Below are 20,320 nucleotides of genomic sequence, written 5' to 3' on the forward strand. Positions count from 1 at the left end.
GCCAGTCCCTTCCCGCCCCGAGCCCGAGGACCCGAAACATGCCCGACGCGTCCACCACCCGACGCAGCCTCACGGTGGTCTACAACCCGCTCCGTGTCGATGACCTCGACGATGCACGGGAGGTCGTGGCCAAGGTCTGCGCCGAGGGTGGCTGGGCCGACCCCACCTGGGTGGAGACGACGGCCGAGGAGACGGGTGAGAAGCAGGCACGCGAGGCCGTGAGCGCTGGGGCCGACGTCGTCGCGTCGCTCGGCGGCGACGGCACGGTGCGTGCCGTCGGGTCTGCCCTCGTGGGCACGAACGTCGCGCTCGGGCTCCTCCCCGGGGGCACCGGCAACCTGCTCGCGCGAAACCTCGGCGTTCCCGTCGGCGCCCTTGACGAGGCGGTCCGGGCGATCGTGGAGGGCCGTGACCGTCGCATCGACGTCGGAGTGGTGCGCCTCGGTGACGACCTGCCCGAGCCCGAGTCGAGCCGCGCGACGAAGGAGGGCCCGGCGCAGGTCGCCGACGACGAGGAGATCTTCCTCGTCATGACCGGTCTGGGCCTCGACGGCGAGATCATGGCCGACACCGACGAGAAGGTGAAGGAGGCCGTCGGCTGGGTCGCCTACGTCCTCGCCGCCGGGAAGAAGCTGTCGGGGCGGGGCTTCCCCGTCGAGGTGCGCGCCTCGGGTGGTGGGGAGGGCGTGGTCGGCGCCGCCGGCCAGTCCGTCGCGAGGAACGCGAGGGCCGTCATCGTGGGCAACTGCGGAACACTGCAGGGCGGCGTCGAGCTGATGCCCGAGGCCGTCGTCGACGACGGGCGCCTCGACGCGGTGGTGCTGGCACCCCGAGGCGCGTTCGGCTGGGCGTCCGTCCTCGCCGACGTCGTCACGCGGAACCGGGCCGGCCACCAGCGGCTCGACCGGATCGTCGCGCCCGACCTGACGGTCCTCGCCCGACGGGCCGTCCAGGCCGAGATCGACGGTGACCCCGTGGGGCAGCACCGGGCGCTGGCGATCCGGGTGCTGCCTGACTCACTGGTGGTCCGCGTTGGCTGAGCCGCGGACGTCACGTGTGCGCCCCCCGCAGGAGCGGGGCGGCCAGCGTCTCGGACGCGGCGGGCGACTGCTCAAGGCCGTCGGCTTCGGCCTCGGTTTCGCGGTGCCGGTCAGCGCGCTCGCCTTCGTCGTGCGCGAGAAGTTCCTGCCGGTCATCGAGCTCGACGAGCGGCTCATCGTCGCGGCCACCGACATCACACGGGACAACCCGTGGCTGCGCACGTCTCTCGTCGTATGGCAGGAGATGACGCAGCCGAAGTGGGTCTACATCGTCGCGTCCGGTGTGTGCTTCGTCGTGTGGCGCCGCCATCGGGAGCTCACGACCCGTGCCGCGTGGGCCTTCATCACGATGATGGTCGCCTGGAACCTCCAGCTGGTGCTCAAGGAGGTCGTCCAGCGCGCCCGCCCCGTCGTCAGCGACCCGGTCTCGCACGCCCCCGGCTTCAGCTTCCCGTCCGGCCACGCGGCCAACGCCGCCGCCGTCGCGACGGTGATGACGCTCTTCCTCTGGCCGCTGATGTCGCCGTTGGCCCGGCGCTGGGTCGTCGGCGGGCTCGCCGCGTTCGCGGTCATCACCGCGGTCGACCGGGTCTTCCTCGGCGTGCACTACCCGTCGGACGTGCTCGCCGGCCTGCTCTTCGGCATCGGGCTGGGCGCTGCGTCGTACGTCGGATACCTCGGGTGGAACCCCCAAGGTCCGGACGACTCCCTCCCGCCGGAGGGTGAGGCCGGGCCAGAGCCATCGAAAGGCACCACATGAACGACACCTTCGTCCACCGCTACGAGAGCGACGCGTCGCGCCCCACGGTCGGCGCGGCGCTGCGCGACGCTGCACTGCGGGTGCTGGCGCCCGCGGTAGTGCTCTTCGGGGCGATCGTCGGCCTCGGCCTGCTCATCGTCGGGCCCTTCCACAACCTGCCGTGGGAGAAGGACGTGAGCCGCGATGCGCAGTCGCTGCGCACGTCGACCTGGGACGCCGTGACGATGGTCTGGTCGCACATCGGCAACACCGAGATCATCATCGGCGTCTGCATCGTCGTCGTGGCGCTCGTGTGGTGGCGCACGAAGCAGTGGTGGTACGCCGTGGTGCCGGCCATCGCCATCGCCGCGCAGGCGAGCGTCTTCGTGGCCGCGACCACGATCGTCGGTCGGGACCGTCCCAAGGTCGAGCACCTCGACCCGGCGCCGCCGACCTCGAGCTACCCCAGCGGCCACGTCGGCGCAGCGACGGCGCTCTACCTGACCTTCGCCTTCATGGCCCAGCGGATCGAACGCGCCTGGCTGCGGCGGCTCGTCACCGTGATCTGCCTGGTCATCCCGTTCCTCGTGGCGTCGGCGCGCCTGTACCGGGGGATGCACTCCCTCACGGACATCGTCATCGGGGCGCTCAACGGCCTCATCTGCGCGCTCCTCGCCTGGCACTACCTGCGGCGGCGCTCCGCTCGCGACCCGGCCGCCGGCCGCGAGCGGGAGGCATTGCCGCGCTGACCACCGGCGGCGGGAGTCTCAGACGTCCGCGTGACGGGCGCGGCCGAACGAGTAGACGCCGAAGGCCACGAGCCCCAGCGCGACGAGAGCGAGCAGCACGGGGCCACCGGGGGCGCCGAGCAGGCTGCGCAGGGCGCCGTCGAGACCGCTGGCTTCGCTCGGCTTGTGGCGAACCGCCGCGAGCACGAAGAGCCCGCCCACGATGGCCAGGGCCACGCCCTTCGCGATGTAGCCGACGCGCCCTGCCTTGACGATCCACTCGCCGGGCTGGCTCTCGAGGTCTTGGAGGAACTTCCTCTTCCAGCCCTTGACGACGTGGTAGACGCCGACCCCCACGACGACGAGGCCCACCGCCGCGACGAGCCACTGGCCCGCAGGCTGCTTCATGAGGGACGCCGTGAAGTCGGTCGACTGCTTCTTGCTCGACGAGCCGCTGCCACTCGCGAACCGGAACGCCGTCCACGAGAGCACGAGGTACACGACGGCCTTGCCTGCGGCCTTGAGCCGGTCGCTCGTCTCCCACCCGCCGGACACGGCCTCGGTGACCTGCCAGACCGCCAGGCCGAGCCACGCCACGACGGCGACCCACAGCAAGACCATCCCGAGTGCGTTGTCGGACATCGCGCCGAGCGCGCCCGACTGGTCGGCGCTGGACCCCTTGCCGCCGAGGGCGAGCTGGACCGCGATGACGCCGATGACGATGTGGAGCACACCGTTGACGAGATAGCCCACGCGCGCCGTCGACTCGAGCGCCGGGTGGTCGCCGGCGCGCCGCGAGGCGGCCGTGACGTCAGTGGAGTCCATGCACCTGATCCTGTCCGTTTGAGGGGTCCCCGATGAGCATTGGAGAACATACCCACGGATGCCGTCCCGGCTGCGGGTCGCGTCGGTCCGTCCGGCTCAGACGAGGCGCAGGTGGCGCCGGCGCCCCCTGCGTCCGGTGCGGAACGTGCGGAACGTGCGGGAACGCGTCCCCGCCGGGTCAGGTCCGGTGCCCGACGGTTCGGGTCGGTGCAGCCGCGCCTGCTCGGCGCGGTAGGCGATCTCTGCCTCGCGCTGGGCGACGAGGGCGGCGACGATGTGGTGCGAGAGCATGTCCTGCTCCTTCGAGGTCGGTGTCGTGCTGACCTCTCCAGCGTCGTTCTGAGGCGGGCGCGGGCACATCGGGAGAACGGCCTATTCGGCGCCGCGCCCTGGGTGCCCGCGGAGGGGCTCGCGGTCTGAGGTAGGCCTCAGGTCAGGTCGAGCACCCGCCGCACCTCCGGCCAGGCGAGCTCACCGAGTGCGCGGTCGGCGAGCTCGGAGCCGCCGCGTGCCATGCGCAGCCCGCCCGCCGCGACCGACTCACCCGGCAGGATGACGCGGTGTCCGGCGCCGGGGTGGGTCACGACCGTCGTCGGCAGGTCGAGGGCCAGCCGTCGTGACTCGACGGCACGGGCGAAGTCCAGCGACGGCCACACCCGGTCGTCGCCGCCTGCGACGAGGAGCACGTCACCGAAGAAGCGCTCGACCGGGATCGTCGCCGGGGTGACGCGGTCGGCGGCGGTGCGCAGGCTCTGCGCGTAGACGGGCGTGAACGCGGGCGGGTCGCCGTCGGGGTCGGCCGCGTCGTCGTAGGGCACGAACGGCACCGCAGCCCCGCCCCGGCTCCACGACGAGTGCTGCGGGCGCAGCTCGCCATCGGGCCCCGGACCGACATTGGCCCACACGACGTGGCTCGGCGCGAACGCGACGACGGCATCGACGCGGGGGTCGTCGGCGGCATACAGCAGGAACGCCTCGGCGGACTTGGACGTGCCGAACAGCACGACCCGGTCGCATTGTGCCGCAAGTGTTTCCACGGCCCAGTCGAATGACTCCAGCGGGTACTCCCAGATGCCGGAAGGCTGCCCCTCGCCCCCGAACCAGCGGTAGGTCAGGGCCGCGACGCCGGCGCGCGCGAGCAGCCCGGCGCGCTCGCGCTCGACGCGCCCGCTCGACCCCGAGAGGACGAGGACCCCGGTGCCGTTGGTCGGTCGTGCAGGCGCGACGAGCACGCCGTCGTGGTCGGTCGTCACTTCGCGCAGATCCACACCACACAACCTAGCGAGGGTGGGACGATGACCGGGAACGGCGCCCGTAGGGTGCCCGCGTTCGAGAGGTGGTCCACATGCCGCAACACGCCCGGACCGAGATCGTCGATGCTCCACCCGAGGCGGTCTTCGCGATCCTCGACGACGTGACCCGGGCCCCGGAGTGGTTGAAGCGCTGCACGCGGCTCGACAACGTGACGGGTGGCCCCACGGCGGTCGGCACGCAGCTGAGGTACCACTACAAGGACGGCGGCCGCACGGGCGTCATGGAGGGCAAGGTCGTGGCGCGGGAGCAGGACCGCAAGCTGACCAACTGGTTCACCGACAAGATGATGGACGTCACGGTCGACTTCGACCTGCAGCCCGGGCCCACCCCGGGGCAGACGCGGCTCACCCACACGATCGCCATTGACACCAAGGGTTTCGGCAAGATCTTCACGCCGGTGATCAACCGGCAGCTCCCCGACCAGACCGAGGGTGCGATGACCGAGCTCAAGCGTCTTGCGGAGTCCGCGTCCTGACCGGCCCCTCGGCCTCGAGGTGGTACGGCACGCTCGTCACGACGACGCCCGGCACGGTGAGCAGCCGCAGCTTGATCCGCAGGGCGCTCTGGTTGTGCAGCAGCCCCTCCCACCACCGGTCGACGACGTACTCCGGGATGAAGACGACGACGAGGTCGCGCGGGTTGTCCGACCGCATCCGCAGCACGTGGTCGACGATCGGGTCGGTGACGTCGCGGAAGGGCGAGTCGAGCAGCGTCAGCGGGACGGGCAGGTCCTCCGCGACCCAGTCCCGTTGGAGGTCGCGCACCTCGTCGGCGTCGACGCAGACGGTGAGCGCGGTGAGGCTCGAGGGGCGTGTGGCGCGCGCATAGGAGATGGCGCGCAGCACCGGCTCGTTGACCTTCGAGACGAGGACGACGGCGTGGACGCGGCTCGGCAGCACGCGCGACTCCGAGGCGGGGCGCAGCTCCTCGGTGACCTTGGCGTAGTGCCGTGACACCCACCGCATGGCGAGGCAGAGCAGCGGGACCGCGATGACGACGAGGTAGGCACCGCCGGTGAACTTCGTCGCGAGGACGATGACGAGGACGAGCCCGGTGAACGTTGCGCCGACCGCGTTGATGACCCGCGCGACGTTGATCCGGCTGCGGACGCCGGGCGCGATGACGACGTCGAGCTGACGGTTCCAGTGGCGCACCATGCCCAGCTGGCTCAACGTGAACGACGTGAAGACGCCGAGGATGTAGAGGTGCAGGAGCTGGTCGACGTCGGCGCGGTAGACGGCGAGGAGCAGGCCGGACACCATCGCGAGGGCGACGATGCCGTTGCTGTAGGCGAGGCGGTCGCCGCGGGTGCGCAGCTGCGTGGGCATCAGCCGGTGCCGCGCGAGCAGCTGCGTCAGCATCGGGAAGCCGTTGTATGCCGTGTTGGCGGCGAGGATGAGGACGAGGGCTGTCGCGGCCTGGACGACGTAGAACATCACGCTGCCCGCGCCGAACACCGCGGTGGCGAGCTGGGCGATGACGGTCTGCTGCGGGTCGCTCTCGCAGTCGCCGGGGAAGCCGGTGAGGTCGCACGTCTCCTCGGCGACGTGGACGCCGGCGATGAGGGAGAGCACCGTGATGCCGGAGAACATCGCCACAGCCAGGACTCCCATGGCCATGAGGGTGCGGGCGGCGTTGCGCGCCTTGGGCGGCCGGAACGCGGGCACCCCGTTGCTGATTGCCTCGACACCCGTCAGGGCGGTGCACCCTGACGAGAACGCCTTGAGGGCGAGGAACGCGAGGGCGAGCCCGGTGAGGCCGGTCTGCTCGGCGTGGAAGCCGTAGCCGACGCTCTCCGCGACCGGTGCGTGCCCGAGGAGCGTCTGCCCGAGGCCGACCGCGATGACGGCGAGGATGGCGGTGACGAACACGTACGTCGGGACCGCGAAGGCGCGGCCGGACTCACGGGTACCGCGAAGGTTCATCACGGTGAGCACGACGACGATGCCCAACGCGATCTCGAGGCGTTGCCCGTTGAGGCCGGGGAACGCGGAGATGATGTTGTCGACGCCCGCCGCGACGGAGACCGCCACGGTCATGACGTAGTCGACCATGAGCGAGGCGGCGACGACCATGGCGGCCCGCTCGCCGAGGTTCTCCCGGACCACCTCGTACGAGCCGCCCCCGCCCGGGTAGGCCATGACGACCTGGCGGTAGGAGATGACGACGACGGTGAGGAGGCCGACGACGGCGAGGCCGATCCACGGCGTGAGGTAGAGGTAGGCGAGCCCACCCAGGGTGAGGACCTTGAGGATGGCCTCGGTCGCGTAGGCGACAGACGACAGCGGGTCGGAGGCGAAGATCGGCAGCGCGATCCGCTTCTGGAGCAGGGTCTCCCCGAGGTTCTCGCTGTGCATCGGACGGCCGACGAGGAGGCGCTTGGCGATGGACATCTGGCTTAGCACCTGATCGACGCTAGGCATGCCGGCGAAAGGATGGTGCAAGGGAACGGCCCTGCGGCGCAAGGATCCTGCATGGATCCAGCCGGGCCGTGGATGATGGGCTCGTGACCGATGACGTGGGTATGCCGCTGCGCCGGTTCGAGCTGCCGACGCTCGCCGGGCTGTCGCCCAGCCGCCGGGTGGGTGGCCTCGTGCTGGCCGTCGTCGCTCCCGCCCTGCTGACGGCCGGGCTCGTCGGCTTCGGTGAGCGGGTCGGTCTGGCCGGGGACGTCCTCGTCCTGCTCATCGCCGTCGTCGTGGCCACGATCGTCGGGGGCGTCTGGGCCGCTGTGGTCAGTGCGCTGCTCGGGTCCACGCTGCTCAACTACTTCTTCATCCCGCCGGTGCGCACCTTCGAGATCCGCGACGCGCACAACATCTGGACCGTGGCCGGCTTCGTCCTCGTGGGGCTGCTCGTCGGCGGCGTCGTCCACCGGGCCGCCTCGACGGCGTCGGCCGCCGCACGAGCCGGCGCAGAGGCGCGCACCCTCGCCGCCGTCGCCCGGGCGACCCTCGGCGGCGAGGAGGCGCTGCCGACCCTGCTCGAGCAGATGCGGCTCTCGTTCGGCATGACGTCGGTGAGCCTGCTGCGGCGGGCCGGGGCAGCCGGCGACTGGGTCTCCGTCGCCGCCCGCGGATCAGATCCGGCGACGCGGCCCGAGCAGGCCGATGTCCAGGTGCCGGCGGCCGATGGGCTGGTCATCGCCCTGTCGGGACGTTCGCTCGGCCCGTCGGACCGGCTCGTGCTCGGAGCGTTCGCCGCACAGGCGACCGGCCTCATGGAGCGGGACGAGCTCGCCCGGGCCGCTGCCGCTGCCGCACGGTTGGAGGCGTCCGAACGGTTGCGCGACGCGCTCCTCGCGGCGCTCGGTCACGACCTGCGGACGCCGCTCGCCTCGGCGCGGGCCGCAGTGAGCAGCCTGCGCAGCGACGACGTGACGTGGTCGGAGGGCGAACGCTCGGAGCTGCTCGCGACGGCGGAGGAGTCACTCGGCCGGCTCGGGAGCCTCGTGTCCGACCTGCTCGACCTCTCGCGCCTGCGCGCCGGAGTGCTCGCGGTGGTCCGCCAGCCCCTCTGGCTCGACGAGCTCGTCCCGCCCGCCCTCGACGAGCTCGGGCCGGAGGCGGCCAAGGTCGTCATAGCCATGCCGGACGACCTGCCCCCAGCCGTCGGCGACGCCGCGGTCGTCATGCGGGTGCTCGTCAACCTCATCGGCAACGCGCTGCGACACGCCGCGGGCGATGCCGCGCCGCTCGTCACCGGTCGGGCCGACGGCGACGTGGTCGAGGTCAGGATCGTGGACCACGGACCCGGCATCCCGGCACGTGATCGGGAGCGTGTCTTCAGCGCCTTCCAGCGGCTCGGCGACAAAGACAACCGGGCCGGGCTCGGCATCGGGCTCGCGCTCTCGCGGGGGCTCGCGGAGGCGATGGACGGCACCCTCGAGCCCGAGGAGACCCCTGACGGGGGCCTGACGATGGTGCTGCGACTTCCCGCGGCCCAAGGCGTGTCCGAGGCCTCCGAGGCCTCCGGCGCCGACGCCAGCGACGATCCGGCAGGTGGCCGATGAGACGCGTCCTCGTCGTCGACGACGAGCCGCAGCTGCTCCGGGCGCTGCGCATCAACCTCACGGCACGGGACTACGAGGTCCACGTGGCGGCCTCGGGCGCTGAGGCCCTGCGCGTCGCCGCGGCCGTGCAGCCCGACCTCGTCGTCCTCGACCTCGGGCTGCCCGACCTCGACGGCGTCGAGGTGATCGAGGGCCTGCGGGGGTGGACCGACGTGCCGATCATCGTCCTGTCCGGCCGGCAGGGTGGACCCGACAAGGTGGTCGCGCTCGATGCGGGCGCCGACGACTACGTGACGAAGCCCTTCGGCATGGACGAGCTCCTCGCGCGCATCCGCGCGATCACCCGGCGGGTGACGGGCGGCGAGCAGCAGGCGATGCCCGCGACGGTGTTCGGCGACGTCACGGTCGACCTCTCCGCGAAGATCGTGACCCGCGTGACGGCATCCGGCGAGCCCGAGCGGGTCCGCCTCACGCCCACGGAGTGGGCCCTGCTCGAGGCGATGGTCCGGAGCCCCGGCAAGCTGCTGTCCCAGCGTCACCTGCTCACCGAGGTCTGGGGCGCGGCCTACGTCAACCAGCCGGCGAACCTCCGCCTCTACATGGCGCAGCTGCGCCGCAAGCTCGAGCCGGAGCCGAGCCGCCCGCGCTACCTGCTGACCGAGCCGGGCATGGGCTACCGCTTCCAACCCTGAGGTGTCTGCCCTCGGCGTCCTCAGCCGCCGAGGCGCTCGAAGCCGGTCACGGTGATCACGGCGGCGCCCGCCTCGTCGCTCGCTGCTAGGTCGACGACCGCCGTGATACCCCAGTCGCGGTCGTCGTCGGGGTCGACGACGACCTGCCGCAGCCGCCACTCGGTGGGGGTCCGCTCGACCTGGAGCAGGGCGGGGGAGCGCGCGCCCTGGTCGGTCGCGATGGAGTCGTGGTCGTCGTAGTAGGCCCCGAGGGCCTCGTTCCAGGCGTCGGCGTCCATGACGACCTTCTGTGGTGGGTCGGTCAGCTCGGCGACGCGGGACTCCAGGTCGCCGAGCGCCTCCCATTCGTCACGTGCGGCGAGCTCGACGCGGTGGAACATCGCGTTGCGGACCATGACGGTGAACGCGCGTTCGTTGGCGGTGACCGGACGTGCGGGAGGGGCGACGTCAGCCTGCTGGAGCACCGTCTCCGACGGGTTGACCAGGTCCTCCCACTCGTCGAGCAGGCTCGAGTCGGTCTGCCGCACGAGCTCGCCGAGCCACTCGATGACGTCCTCGAGCTCCTCCGTCCGATGCGACTCCGGGACCGTCCGGCGCAGCGCTCGGTAGGCGTCCGTGAGGTAGCGCAGCACGAGACCCTCGGACCTGGACAGGCCGTAGTACGAGACGAACTCGTTGAACGTCATTCCCCGCTCGTACATCTCCCGGACGACCGACTTCGGCGACAGAGCGTCCTGGGGGATCCACGGGTGGCTCTGCCGGTAGGCCGCGAGGGTGACCTCGAGCAGGTCGGCGAGCGGCTTCGGCCAGCTGACCTCCTCGAGCCGCTCCATCCGCTCCTCGTACTCGACGCCGTCGAGCTTCATCGCGGCGACGGCCTCGCCGCGCGCCTTGAACTCCTGTGCCCAGAGGACCTGGCGCGGGTCCTCGAGGATCGCCTCGATGACGGAGACGAGGTCCTTGGCGTACGTCTCCGACTCGGGGTCGAGCGTGTCCATCACGGCGAGGGCGAACGGCGCGAGCGGCTGGTTGAGCGCGAAGTCCCGCTGGAGGTCGATGGTCAGCGCGTGGCGGCGACCGGACTCCTCGACCGTCGCGAGCCGCTCGACGACGCCCGAGGTCAGCAGCTCCTTCGCGAGCACCAGCGCGTGCCGCTGTAGACGGCGCTGGTCCTTGCTCTCGTGGTGGTTGTCCGAGAGGAGCCGGACTGCGTGCGCGACCGGGTTACCCTCTCGCGCCAGAAGGTTGACAAGCATCGAGTGCGAGACGCGCAGCCGCGGCTGGAGCGGCTCGGGCTCCGCGACGATGAGCCGCTCGAACGTCTCCTCCGACCAGCCGACGAAACCGTCCGGAGCCTTCTTGCGCTGGACCTTCCGCTGCTTCTTCGGGTCGTCGCCCGCCTTCTCGACGGCGCGCAGGTTGTCGATGACGTGCTCGGGCGCCTGGGCCACGACCCAGCCGCGGGCGTCGAAGCCGGCCCGGCCGGCACGGCCGACGATCTGGTGGAACTCGCGCGCCTTGAGGAGCCGCTGCTTCGTGCCGTCGAACTTCGTCAGGCCGGTGAGCAGCACCGTGCGGATCGGCACGTTGATGCCGACACCCAGCGTGTCGGTGCCGCAGATCACCTTGAGCAGGCCGTCCTGCGCGAGCTGCTCGACGAGGCGCCGGTACTTGGGCAGCATCCCGGCGTGGTGGACGCCGATGCCGTGCCGCACGAGCCGCGACAGGGTGCGGCCGAAGCCCGCGCCGAAGCGGAAGCCGCCGATCCGCTCGGCGATCGCCTCGCGCTCCTCGCGCGTCGTGATCTTGACCGCCATGAGGCTCTGCGCGCGCTCGAGGGCGGCCGCCTGCGTGAAGTGGACGACGTAGACGGGTGCGCGGTCCTTCTCCAGCAGCTCCTCGATGGTCTCGTGGAGGGGCGTCACGGCATACGAGAACTCGAGGGGGACGGGGCGCTCGGTGCCGGTGATGACTCCCGTCGCGCGGCCGGTACGCCTGGTCAGGTCGTCGCGGAACATCGCCACGTCGCCGAGGGTGGCCGACATGAGGACGAACTGGGCCTGCGGCAGCTCGAGGATCGGCACCTGCCACGCCCAGCCCCGGTCCGGCTCCGAGTAGAAGTGGAACTCGTCCATGACGACGAGGCCGATGTCGGCCGAGCTGCCTTCTCGCAGAGCCAGGTTCGCGAGGATCTCGGCGGTGCAACAGATGATCGGGGCGTCGGCGTTGACCGACGCGTCGCCCGTGATCATGCCGACGTTGTCCGCGCCGAACTGCTCGCAGAGGGCGAAGAACTTCTCCGAGACGAGCGCCTTGATCGGCGCCGTGTAGAAGGAGACGCGGTCCTCGGCGAGCGCCGTGAAGTGTGCGGCCGTCGCCACGAGCGACTTCCCGGAGCCGGTGGGCGTCGACAGGATGAGGTTGCTGCCGCTCAGCACCTCGAGGAAGGCCTCCTCCTGGTGCGCGTAGAGGGTCAGGCCGCGTTCGGTGGTCCAGGCGGTGAAGACCTCGTAGAGGCCGTCGGGATCGGGGTCCCGCGGAATGCGCTCGCTGAGGTTCGTCGTCACCACGTGAGTATGCCGCCGGGCCGGGTCCCCGGCCGAATCGTCGCCCGTGGGCTCAGACGGGCATCAAGGTGAAGGAGCCGTTGCCGTCCTCGAAGAAGACGACGACCGCCCAGTCGCCGTCGTCGATCTGCCCGTGGCAGACGGTGGTGACGTTCTGCAGCACCTGGGGCGTGGCCGGGCACGTCATGTCGACCGAGCCCGCGCCGTCCTTCCTGATCAGGTCGGCGACCGTGTCTGCCAGGTCGTCTCCCGACAGCGGCGCGAGCGTCGCGGTGCTCGGGATCGTGCCGGTGAGCGGCGCCATGTCTCCCGCCTCGTCGCCGAGGCCGCCGGAGAAGCTGAGCAGCCCGATCCCCAGCAGCACGACGACGCCCAGCAGGGCCAGGAGCGACAGGACGAAGCTCGCGATCGTCAGTCCGTGGTAGACGTTCGACGGCCTGCCGGCCAGCATCGGGGGTGGCGGCAAGGCGTAACCGGGAGCCTGCGAGAGGGCGGGCGCCTGAGGCCAGTACGCGTACTGGGGCGTCTCCAGAGGGGGCATCGGGCTGGGGCTGGGGTCGCTCATGGTCGCCTCGGTCGGGTCCGGTGGGGTGTCTGGGTCGGCACCCGGATGCTAGGGCCGCGGGCGCGTCCGTGCGCCGGGTTCGGGCATCACGATTCGGTGCGATCGTTGGGTGGGGTCCAGAGGACCTCGACGTTGTTGCGCCGCAGGGCCGTCGCGAGCTCGGCCGGGGGCTCCCTGTCGGTGACGAACCAGTCGGCGGCGCCGAGCTCTGCGACCTGGACGAAGAGGCGCCGGTCGATCTTCGAGGAGTCGGCGAGGATCGCGACGTTGCTCGCCCGCTCGAGCATCTTGCGCATCATGGCCGCCTCGGCGAGGTTGCCGGTGAAGTAGCCGTCGAGCGACACGCCGCCGACGGTGACGAGGGCGAGGTCGCAGCGGATGTCCATGTCGCGACCGCCGAGCGCCACCGGGAAGGCGACCGGGCCGATCGTGGCCTGCGCGACGAGGCTGACGTCGCCGCCGAAGACGTAGAGGTCGCGTAGACACTTCGCTGACACCTCGGCCGGCAGGCGAAGGTTGTTCGTCGCGATGGTGAGGCCGCGGTGCTGGCGCAGGTGCCGGGCCAGGGCGAGTGCCGTCGTGCCGGCGTTGATGATGAGCACGTCGCCGTCGGTGACGAGGCCGGCCGCGATGGCGCCGATCTTCTCCTTCGCGGCGGGGTGCACCTGGATGCGCGTGTTGAGGCTGGGGTCCATGCGCGGCATCCGGGTCGGGTCGACGGCGCCGCCGCGGGTCCGTTTGACGAGTCCCTCGCCGTCGAGCTGGTCGAGGTCGCGGCGGATGGTGTCGGCCGAGACGCCGAGCCGGTCGGCGAGGGCCTGGACGGTGACCTGTCCCGCCTCGGTCACGATCGCCACGACGGCGGCCTTGCGGCTCGCGGGCAGCTGGGTCGAGTCGTCGTCCATGGCGTGGAGCATACGGCGAGATGGTGCATCCAGCGTGCTTCTGCCTGCTTTTTTCTACGTCTTGGTGCTGCTGAGCGCGTCTCGGACCCCGAGAGTGTGCGAGAAGTTCCTCGAAACTCCTTGACCGGGCCGTACCGCGATGACTAATCTCGCACTAAGGGGCAAGAAACAGCATATACATGCAAGCAACGTAGTCAGGAGCGGAGCAGTGATGCGAGCACAGAGTGGTGCTTCACGTTTGGTGATGGTGGCCGGCACGGTCGCGGCGCTCAGCGTCGTCGCCGCGTGCGGTGGCGGTGAGGGCTCCCCGATCGGCAACGCCGCGGGCAACGACAACACGACGGCCGCCGACGGCTCGGTGGTGCTGGAGTTCTCGCAGTGGTGGGAGCCGGAGCTGCCCAAGGGCGCCCTGCGCGGCATCATGGACGACTTCGAGAAGGCCAACCCGGGCGTCAAGGTCAAGCTCATCAGCGCCCCGTACGCCTCGACCCAGCAGCAGACCGTCGCGGGGGCGGCCTCGAAGACGCTCGCCGACATCGTCGGCCTCGACGGCGCCTGGGTCAGCGACTTCGCCAAGCAGAAGGCGATCGCCGACCTGTCGACCCTCATCAAGGACTCGGGCTACGACGACTCCCAACTGGCCAGCCAGATCAAGGTCGGCGGCCAGACGTACATGATCCCGGTCGTCAACTTCGTCTACCCGATGTTCAGCAACGACGAGCTGCTCTCCAAGGCCGGCGTCAACGCGCCGCCCGCAACGCGTACCGAGTTCCTCGAGGCCGCCAAGAAGGTCACCGCGACCGGCAACGGCGCCTACGGCTGGGTGCTCCCGCTCGCGCAGGACGCTCCCAACGGCATCCAGAACGACGTGATGTCGTGGGCCTGGGCGTCCGGCGGCTCGATGCTCAAGGACGGCAAGCCCGACGTCACCAACGCAGCCGTGACGGGCGTCGTCACCTTCGTCAAGCAGCTCTGGGACGCCAAGGCCATCGCGCCCGGCGCCCTGACGATGAAGGAGCAGGACAAGGTCGAGCAGTTCACCAACGGTCGCGTCGGCATGATGATCGACTCGCTGGCGCACATCAACCTCATCCGCGAGAACAACCCGAAGCTCAAGTTCAGCATCTCGGCGATCCCCTCCGAGGACGGCTACACGGGCAAGCGCGGTATGCCGTACGCGTCGTGGGGCATCGGCGTCTCCGACACCAGCCCGCACAAGGCCGAGGCCTTCAAGCTCGTTCAGTACCTGATGAGCAAGGACGTCAACTCCAAGCTCTCGTCGGTCGCCAACGCCTTCCCGGGCAACACGAAGTCCGTGCCCGACTTCGTGAAGTCGGACGCGATGTTCAAGACCGCCTTCGACATCTGGAACAAGGGTGTGCCGGCCAACGAGTTCACCGGCCTGCCGACCGCCGAGGACCTCATGCGCAGCTTCGACGTGCAGCTTCAGGAGACCCTCGCGAACAACCAGCCGATCCAGACCTCGCTGGCCAACGTCCAGGCCGACTGGTCGTCCAAGTTCTGACCGCTGACGGCGGGGCGGGCCACACGCCGGCCCGCCCCGCCCGGGAGGCACCCATGTCCGCACCCACGTCCGCACCCCCGATCTCCGCACCGGTCGCGCCCACCCCGGCTGCCGGCCGCCGTCGGCCACCGCTCGCGAAGCGGCTCGCACCCTACGGCTACCTCGCCCCGGTCGCGGCCCTCATGCTCGTCCTGATGATCCTGCCCATCGCGGTCGTCATCCGGTACTCCGTCTTCGACAACGTCATCATCAGCCCGACCTCGGTCCTGGTCGGCCTCAAGAACTACGTGACGATCTTCGCCGACCCGCTCTTTCGCACCGCGACTCGCAACACGGCGGTCTTCACGGGCGTCAGCGTCCTCGCGCACCTGCTCCTCGGCCTCGGCTTCGCGATGCTGCTCAACTCCACCCTGCTCGGCCGGCGCACCAAGACGGTCTTCCGCACGATCTTCGTGATGCCGTGGCTGCTCACCGTCGCGATCATCGCGATCCTCTGGCGGCTGCTGCTCGACCCGAACGGCGTCGTCAACTACGGGCTCCAGTCGGTCGGTCTCATCGACGGACCGGTCGCCTGGCTCTCCGAGCTCAACCTCGCGCTGCCGGCGGTCACCCTCATCAACATCTGGGCGGGCTACCCGTTCTTCATGGTGAGCCTGCTCGCCGGGCTCCAGGGCATCTCGTCCGACCTCTACGAGGCCGCGGCCGTCGACGGCGCCTCGTGGTGGCGCCGCTTCGTCCACGTCACGCTGCCGTCGCTGCGGCCGATCATCATCAGCATGGCCCTGCTCGACGTCATCTGGACCTCGCAGCAGTTCCCCCTCATCTGGATGACGACGGGCGGCGGTCCGCTCGACCGCACCGAGATGCTCAGCACCTACACCTACAAGCTCGCCTTCAGCGAGTACCAGTTCGCCCAGGCGTCGGCCGGCGCGGTCATCATGCTCGTCGTCGCGCTCGTGCTCGCCGTGTTCTACGTCCGACAGCAGCGAGCGAGGGACTGACCATGACGAACCCCACCCTCACGCCGGCCGGCTCGTCTCGGCCGCCGACGCCCGAGGCACACACCGCGCCTGCGACGGAGACGACGCCCATGCGTACGGTCGAGTCCCGGGTCCCTGCGGCCCCCGGGCGCCGGATGTCGGCGCGCACGAAGCGGCTGCTCCTGCGGACCGGTGCGTTCATCGGGCTGTTCCTGGGCGCCTGCTTCGCCGGCCTGCCGATCCTCTGGATGGTCTCGAGCTCGTTCAAGGACAACTCCGAGATCTTCGCCTGGCCGCCCAAGCTCATCACGGAGAACTTCTCCCTCGCGGCATACACGTCCGTCTTCAGCGACCCGGTCAAGCTGCGCTTCTTCGCCAACAGCTACATCGTGGCAATCTCCGTCACCGTGCTGACGCTCTTCGTCGCGATCCTCGCGGCGTACGCGTTCAGCCGCTACCAGTTCCGCGGCAAGGCGGCCGTCAACGTCGTCATCGTCGGCATCCAGGCGGTGCCGCCGATCACGCTGCTCATCCCCTACTTCGGCCTCATCGTCGCGCTGCGGCTCTACAACAGCTACCAGGGCCTGATCCTCACCTACATGGTGTTCACGCTGCCGTACGCCATCGTCATGATGACCGGCTACTTCAACACCCTGCCGCGCGAGCTCGACGAAGCGGCCCGTGTCGACGGCACGTCGAGCTTCGGTGCACTGTGGCGCATCCTCGTGCCGATCTCGCTACCGGGCATCGTCTCGGTCGCCGTCTACACCTTCATGATCGCGTGGAACGAGTACCTCTTCGCGCTTACCCTCACCCGGACCGACAACATGCGCACCGTGCCGATCGGCATCCAGCTCCTCATGGGACAGCACTCCTACGAGTGGAGCGAGATGATGGCGATGAGCGTGCTCGGGAGCATCCCGGTCCTGGTCCTCTTCGTGTTCTTCCAGAAGTTCTTCATCGGCGGCATGACAGCCGGTGCGGTCAAGAGCTGAACACAAACGGCACCACACCAACCCCGAGAGAAAGACGCACCCCATGCTCGTCAACGGAGTCAAGCTCCTTCAGGTCGCGCGCGAGAACCACTTCGCAGTGCCGGCCTTCAACATCAGCGACCACGCCATGATGAAGGGCATCTTCGAGATCAGCGAGGAGGCCGAGTCGCCCCTCATCATCGCGATCCACCCCGATGAGGTCAGCCACGTCGGATCCGACTTCCTCAGCTCGGCCATCAGCCGGGCTCGGCGCGCGACGGTCCCGGTCGCGATCCACTGGGACCACGGCGCCACGTACGAGGAGGCGCTGCGGGCGATCCAGCTCGGGTTCACGTCGGTGATGATTGACGCGTCGCTGAAGCCCTACGACGAGAACGTCGCCGTCTCGAAGCGGGTCGCCGACACCGCCCACGCCGTCGGCGTCAGCGTCGAGGCCGAGCTGGGCACGATCGGCAAGACGGATGACGAGGCGGAGGCCGGCACGGACTCGATCATCTACACCGACCCGGACGATGCCGTCCGCTTCGTCGCCCAGACCGGCGTCGACAGCCTCGCCGTGGCCATCGGCACGTGCCACGGCCTCTACCCCGACTGGATGAAGCCGGAGATCAAGCTCGACCTGCTCGAGCAGATCGAGGCCGCCGTCTCGGTGCCCCTCGTGCTGCACGGCGGGTCCGGCAACCCGGACGAGGAGATCGCCAAGTCCGTCGCGCACGGCATCGCCAAGATCAATATCAGCAGCGACATCAAGGTCGCGTACCACGACAGGATGCGTGAGGTGCTGGCCGACACGAAGCTCCGTGAGCCGAACTCGATCCAGCCGCCGTGCATCGACGCGATGAAGGTCGTCGCGGCGCACAAGATCGAGCTGTTCAACGCCACCGGGAAGGCTGCCCTGTATTGAGCACTCCAGCTGTCGTCCTCGGCTTCGGGGCGGCGGTCGACCGTGAGGTCACCTGGGACCCCGTGGTGCTCGCGGAGCTGGCCGAGCACCACGGGATCGGTCCCGACGACCTGGGGGCCGTCGGGCCCATCCGAACCGAGCGCGACCTCGTCGCCTCGGTCCTCGGCTACCTGCGGAGGGGCGCCGGGGGTGAGCGCCGCGTCGACGAGCCCGCCGTCATCACGCGGTTCTGCGACCGGTTCGACGGCGTGACGTCGCTCGGTGGCACGTGCGTGCGCGCCGCCACGGCCATGCGCGGCCTCGGCACCTCGTCCGTCGTGCACCTCTCGTTCGTCGACGACGAGGTGCGGCGCCTCCTCCCGGAGGGCACGGCATACCTCGTCGCCGACACGGACGAGGCCACCTACCCGCACCTCATCGTGCAGTACCCGTCCGGTGCCCGCGTCCGCACCGAACGGCTGGATCTGGTTGCGCCGCGGGCGAACCGGCTGATCTACGTCAACGACCCGGCCAACGAGCGACTCGCGCTGAGCGACGACCTCGCGGCGTCCGTGGCCGCCGCGTCGGTCTTCCTCGTCTCCGGGCTGAACGCGATCCGGACCGTACCCGAGCTGCGCGAGCGGCTCGACCACATCGAGGTGTGCATCGGTGCGGCGCGCCGCGACGGGCTCGTCTACTACGAGGACGCAGGGTTCCACGAGCCGGAGCTCGCCGACGTCGCCCGGTCGCACATGGTGCGGCTCGTCGACGTCTACAGCCTGAGCGACGAGGAGCTCGGGGCCGTGCTCGGACGCGACGTCGACCTCCTCGACGCCGCCGACGTCCTCGACGCGGTGACGACGGTTGCGTCGCGCGTCAACGTGCCCGTCCTCGTCGTCCACTCGCGCCACTGGGCGCTCGCCGTCGGCGCGGCCGCATCGCACGTCGCCCCGGCGCTCGCGACCGGGGTGGCCCTCGCCACCGCGCGGTACGCGTACGGCTCGTCCGCGACCGTCGCGGACGTCGCGTCGGTGCGCGTGGCGCCGCTGAACGAGGAGACGGCCCGCTTCGCAACCGGGCTCGCCGTGCTGGGCGGCAGCCGCGTCGCGTGCGCGCCGGTGCCCACGCTCGAGGTCGCGTCCCCGACCACCGTCGGCCTCGGCGACACGTTCGTCGGCGGCTTCCTCGCCGAGTGCGCCGCCTCCTCGACCATCCGCGCCGCCGTCTCCCGAAGGGGCCACTGACATGACCGCCACCCTCCCGACCGCGTCCGCGCCGAGCGCGGACCCCGCCGTCGCCGTGCCCTGGGTCGACCGGCCGACCCACCGGGCCTGGGCGGTGCACCGCTTCAGCCGCATGGTCGAGTTCGTGCAGCCGAGCGTCCTGCCCGACGGCGGCTTCGCCTACCTCGCCGGGGACGGCTCGCCCATGCCTGGCAAGGAGCCGACCCTGCTGCTGACGGCTCGGATGACGCACGTCGCCGGACTCGCCTCGGCGCTCGGGATCCCCGGTGCCGGAAGGCTGCTCGCGCACGGCCTCGCGTCGCTCACCGGGGCCTTCCGGGACGTGGCGGCGGGGGGCTGGTTCGGCACGCTCGCACGCGACGGCCGTAAGACGGCATACGAGCACGTCCACGTCATCCTCGCGGCGAGCTCGGCTCTCGCCGCCGGTGCGCCGGGTGCGGCCGACGTCGCGGCCGAGGCGGCCCGGGTCGTCGAGGAGCACTTCTGGGACGAGGAGACCGGGGCGCTGCGCGAGTCGTTCGACGCGACATGGGGTGACCCCGAGCCCTACCGCGGTGCCAACGCCAACATGCACGCGGTCGAGGCCTTCCTCGCCCTCGGCGACGGGCTCGACGAGGACCTCTGGCACCAGCGCGCGCTGCGCATCTGCGAGCGGATCGTCGACGGCCACGCCCGCGCTCGCGACTGGCTCATCCCCGAGCACTTCGACGCCGACTGGGCCGAGCTGCCCGACTACAACCTCGACGACCCGAACCACCCGTTCCGGCCCTACGGTGCGACCTACGGCCACTCGCTCGAGTGGGCGCGGCTGCTGTGCGGCCTGCACGCCTCGCCGCGGGTCGCGACACCCGACTGGGTGCTCGAGGCCGCCGTCGCGCTGACGCGCCGCGCCCTCGGCGCCTGGGGAGTCGACGGCCGCGAGGGACTCGTCTACACCGTCGACTGGGACAGCCGGCCCGTGTCGACGGTGCGACTGCACTGGCCCGTGTGCGAGGGCATCCAGGCCACCGCGTCGCTGCGCGCGCTGACCGGCGACGACGAGTGGGAGCAGTGGTACCGCCGGCTCTGGGACCATGCCGCGGCGTACTTCGTCGACGACACCGGCAGCTGGGTCAACGAGCTGGACGAGGACTTCCGCGAGGGGTCGGCCGTCTGGCCCGGCCGTCCCGACGTCTACCACGCGGCCGGCGCCTATCTCGCCCCGCTGCTGCCCGTGTGGCCGTTCCTGACGGTCGCGGCGCGCGACCACGGCCTGTCGCTCGGCCAGAGCGTCCGGCTCCAGCTTCACGCGGGGTGAAGCGGGCCC

General features: G+C 70.6%; 19 protein-coding genes. 12 read left to right on the plus strand and 7 right to left on the minus strand.

The features are described 5' to 3' along the window. Positions 1–38: 38 nt before the first annotated feature. The 3 genes from H9I49_RS05385 to H9I49_RS05395 are packed head-to-tail and all read left to right on the plus strand — an operon-like array spanning position 39 to position 2,528. Entirely contained in the window at positions 39–1,040 is a 1,002-nt protein-coding gene (locus H9I49_RS05385; RefSeq protein WP_188029249.1) for a diacylglycerol kinase family protein, read from the plus strand. Between the two features lie 16 nt (positions 1,041–1,056). Next, positions 1,057–1,800 carry a phosphatase PAP2 family protein gene (locus H9I49_RS05390; protein WP_370587437.1) on the plus strand — a complete coding sequence of 248 codons (744 nt, stop codon included), beginning with the start codon at positions 1,057–1,059 and terminating at the stop codon, positions 1,798–1,800. Then, entirely contained in the window at positions 1,797–2,528 is a 732-nt protein-coding gene (locus H9I49_RS05395) for a phosphatase PAP2 family protein (protein ID WP_188029250.1), read from the plus strand. Before H9I49_RS05390 ends, H9I49_RS05395 begins: the two co-directional genes overlap by 4 nt. Positions 2,529–2,546: 18 nt before the next feature. Here the strand turns inward: H9I49_RS05395 and H9I49_RS05400 are convergent, their stop codons facing one another. The 3 genes from H9I49_RS05400 to H9I49_RS05410 form a co-directional block, all read right to left on the minus strand. Beyond that, the gene (locus tag H9I49_RS05400) at positions 2,547–3,332 is read right to left on the minus strand and encodes a DUF1206 domain-containing protein (protein ID WP_188029251.1); all 786 of its coding nucleotides are present in this window, start codon (positions 3,330–3,332) and stop codon (positions 2,547–2,549) included. Positions 3,333–3,428: 96 nt separating this feature from the next. After that, complete coding sequence (locus H9I49_RS05405; protein ID WP_188029252.1) at positions 3,429–3,623, minus strand: hypothetical protein; 195 nt, start codon at positions 3,621–3,623, stop codon at positions 3,429–3,431. 137 nt (positions 3,624–3,760) lie between these two features. Then, complete coding sequence (locus H9I49_RS05410; RefSeq protein ID WP_223128253.1) at positions 3,761–4,600, minus strand: acyl-CoA thioester hydrolase/BAAT C-terminal domain-containing protein; 840 nt, start codon at positions 4,598–4,600, stop codon at positions 3,761–3,763. Positions 4,601–4,677: 77 nt separating this feature from the next. Here H9I49_RS05410 and H9I49_RS05415 point away from each other — a divergent pair, with 77 nt between their 5' ends. Then, a complete protein-coding gene (locus H9I49_RS05415; RefSeq protein WP_188029253.1) occupies positions 4,678–5,121 on the plus strand; it encodes an SRPBCC family protein in 444 nt (147 codons plus the stop codon). Here H9I49_RS05415 and H9I49_RS05420 read toward each other — a convergent pair. After that, positions 5,093–7,051 carry an APC family permease gene (locus tag H9I49_RS05420; protein WP_370587438.1) on the minus strand — a complete coding sequence of 653 codons (1,959 nt, stop codon included), beginning with the start codon at positions 7,049–7,051 and terminating at the stop codon, positions 5,093–5,095. The two genes, H9I49_RS05415 and H9I49_RS05420, sit on opposite strands and share 29 nt — an antisense overlap. A 101-nt stretch (positions 7,052–7,152) precedes the next feature. On the opposite strand from H9I49_RS05420, the gene H9I49_RS05425 reads away from it, so the two are divergent. Further along, complete coding sequence (locus H9I49_RS05425; protein ID WP_188029254.1) at positions 7,153–8,658, plus strand: DUF4118 domain-containing protein; 1,506 nt, start codon at positions 7,153–7,155, stop codon at positions 8,656–8,658. Beyond that, positions 8,655–9,350 carry a response regulator gene (locus H9I49_RS05430; protein WP_188029255.1) on the plus strand — a complete coding sequence of 232 codons (696 nt, stop codon included), beginning with the start codon at positions 8,655–8,657 and terminating at the stop codon, positions 9,348–9,350. The genes H9I49_RS05425 and H9I49_RS05430 overlap by 4 nt, the downstream gene beginning before the upstream one ends. A 20-nt stretch (positions 9,351–9,370) precedes the next feature. On the opposite strand, the gene H9I49_RS05435 is transcribed toward H9I49_RS05430, so the two are convergent. From H9I49_RS05435 to H9I49_RS05445, 3 genes are all read right to left on the minus strand, one after another. Then, positions 9,371–11,920: a DEAD/DEAH box helicase gene (locus tag H9I49_RS05435; protein WP_188029256.1), complete on the minus strand. Its 2,550-nt coding sequence runs from the start codon at positions 11,918–11,920 to the stop codon at positions 9,371–9,373. A gap of 49 nt (positions 11,921–11,969) precedes the next feature. Further along, positions 11,970–12,482 carry a hypothetical protein gene (locus H9I49_RS05440; protein WP_188029257.1) on the minus strand — a complete coding sequence of 171 codons (513 nt, stop codon included), beginning with the start codon at positions 12,480–12,482 and terminating at the stop codon, positions 11,970–11,972. Positions 12,483–12,568: 86 nt separating this feature from the next. Beyond that, on the minus strand, positions 12,569–13,387 hold the full coding sequence (locus tag H9I49_RS05445) for a DeoR/GlpR family DNA-binding transcription regulator (protein ID WP_188029258.1): 819 nt from the start codon (positions 13,385–13,387) through the stop codon (positions 12,569–12,571). A 244-nt stretch (positions 13,388–13,631) separates the two neighbouring features. Between H9I49_RS05445 and H9I49_RS05450 the strand changes: the two genes are divergently transcribed. Genes H9I49_RS05450 through H9I49_RS05475 form a run of 6 tightly spaced genes read left to right on the plus strand, consistent with a single transcriptional unit; the run spans position 13,632 to position 20,311 of the window. Continuing rightward, a complete protein-coding gene (locus H9I49_RS05450; protein ID WP_188029259.1) occupies positions 13,632–14,912 on the plus strand; it encodes a sugar ABC transporter substrate-binding protein in 1,281 nt (426 codons plus the stop codon). A gap of 53 nt (positions 14,913–14,965) precedes the next feature. Then, positions 14,966–15,913, plus strand: a complete 948-nt coding sequence (locus H9I49_RS05455; protein ID WP_188029260.1) for a carbohydrate ABC transporter permease — start codon at positions 14,966–14,968, stop codon at positions 15,911–15,913. A 2-nt stretch (positions 15,914–15,915) separates the two neighbouring features. Next, positions 15,916–16,887, plus strand: coding sequence for a carbohydrate ABC transporter permease (locus H9I49_RS05460; RefSeq protein ID WP_255523609.1), 972 nt, complete (start codon positions 15,916–15,918; stop codon positions 16,885–16,887). 43 nt (positions 16,888–16,930) lie between these two features. Then, complete coding sequence (locus tag H9I49_RS05465; protein WP_188029261.1) at positions 16,931–17,791, plus strand: ketose-bisphosphate aldolase; 861 nt, start codon at positions 16,931–16,933, stop codon at positions 17,789–17,791. Next, a complete protein-coding gene (locus H9I49_RS05470; protein ID WP_188029262.1) occupies positions 17,788–19,014 on the plus strand; it encodes an ADP-dependent glucokinase/phosphofructokinase in 1,227 nt (408 codons plus the stop codon). The genes H9I49_RS05465 and H9I49_RS05470 overlap by 4 nt, the downstream gene beginning before the upstream one ends. Before the next feature lies 1 nt (position 19,015). After that, complete coding sequence (locus H9I49_RS05475) at positions 19,016–20,311, plus strand: AGE family epimerase/isomerase (protein ID WP_188029263.1); 1,296 nt, start codon at positions 19,016–19,018, stop codon at positions 20,309–20,311. The last annotated feature ends 9 nt before the right edge of the window (positions 20,312–20,320 follow it).

Source organism: Terrabacter sp. MAHUQ-38 (assembly GCF_014518425.1).
In the GTDB taxonomy this organism is placed as follows: domain Bacteria; phylum Actinomycetota; class Actinomycetes; order Actinomycetales; family Dermatophilaceae; genus Terrabacter.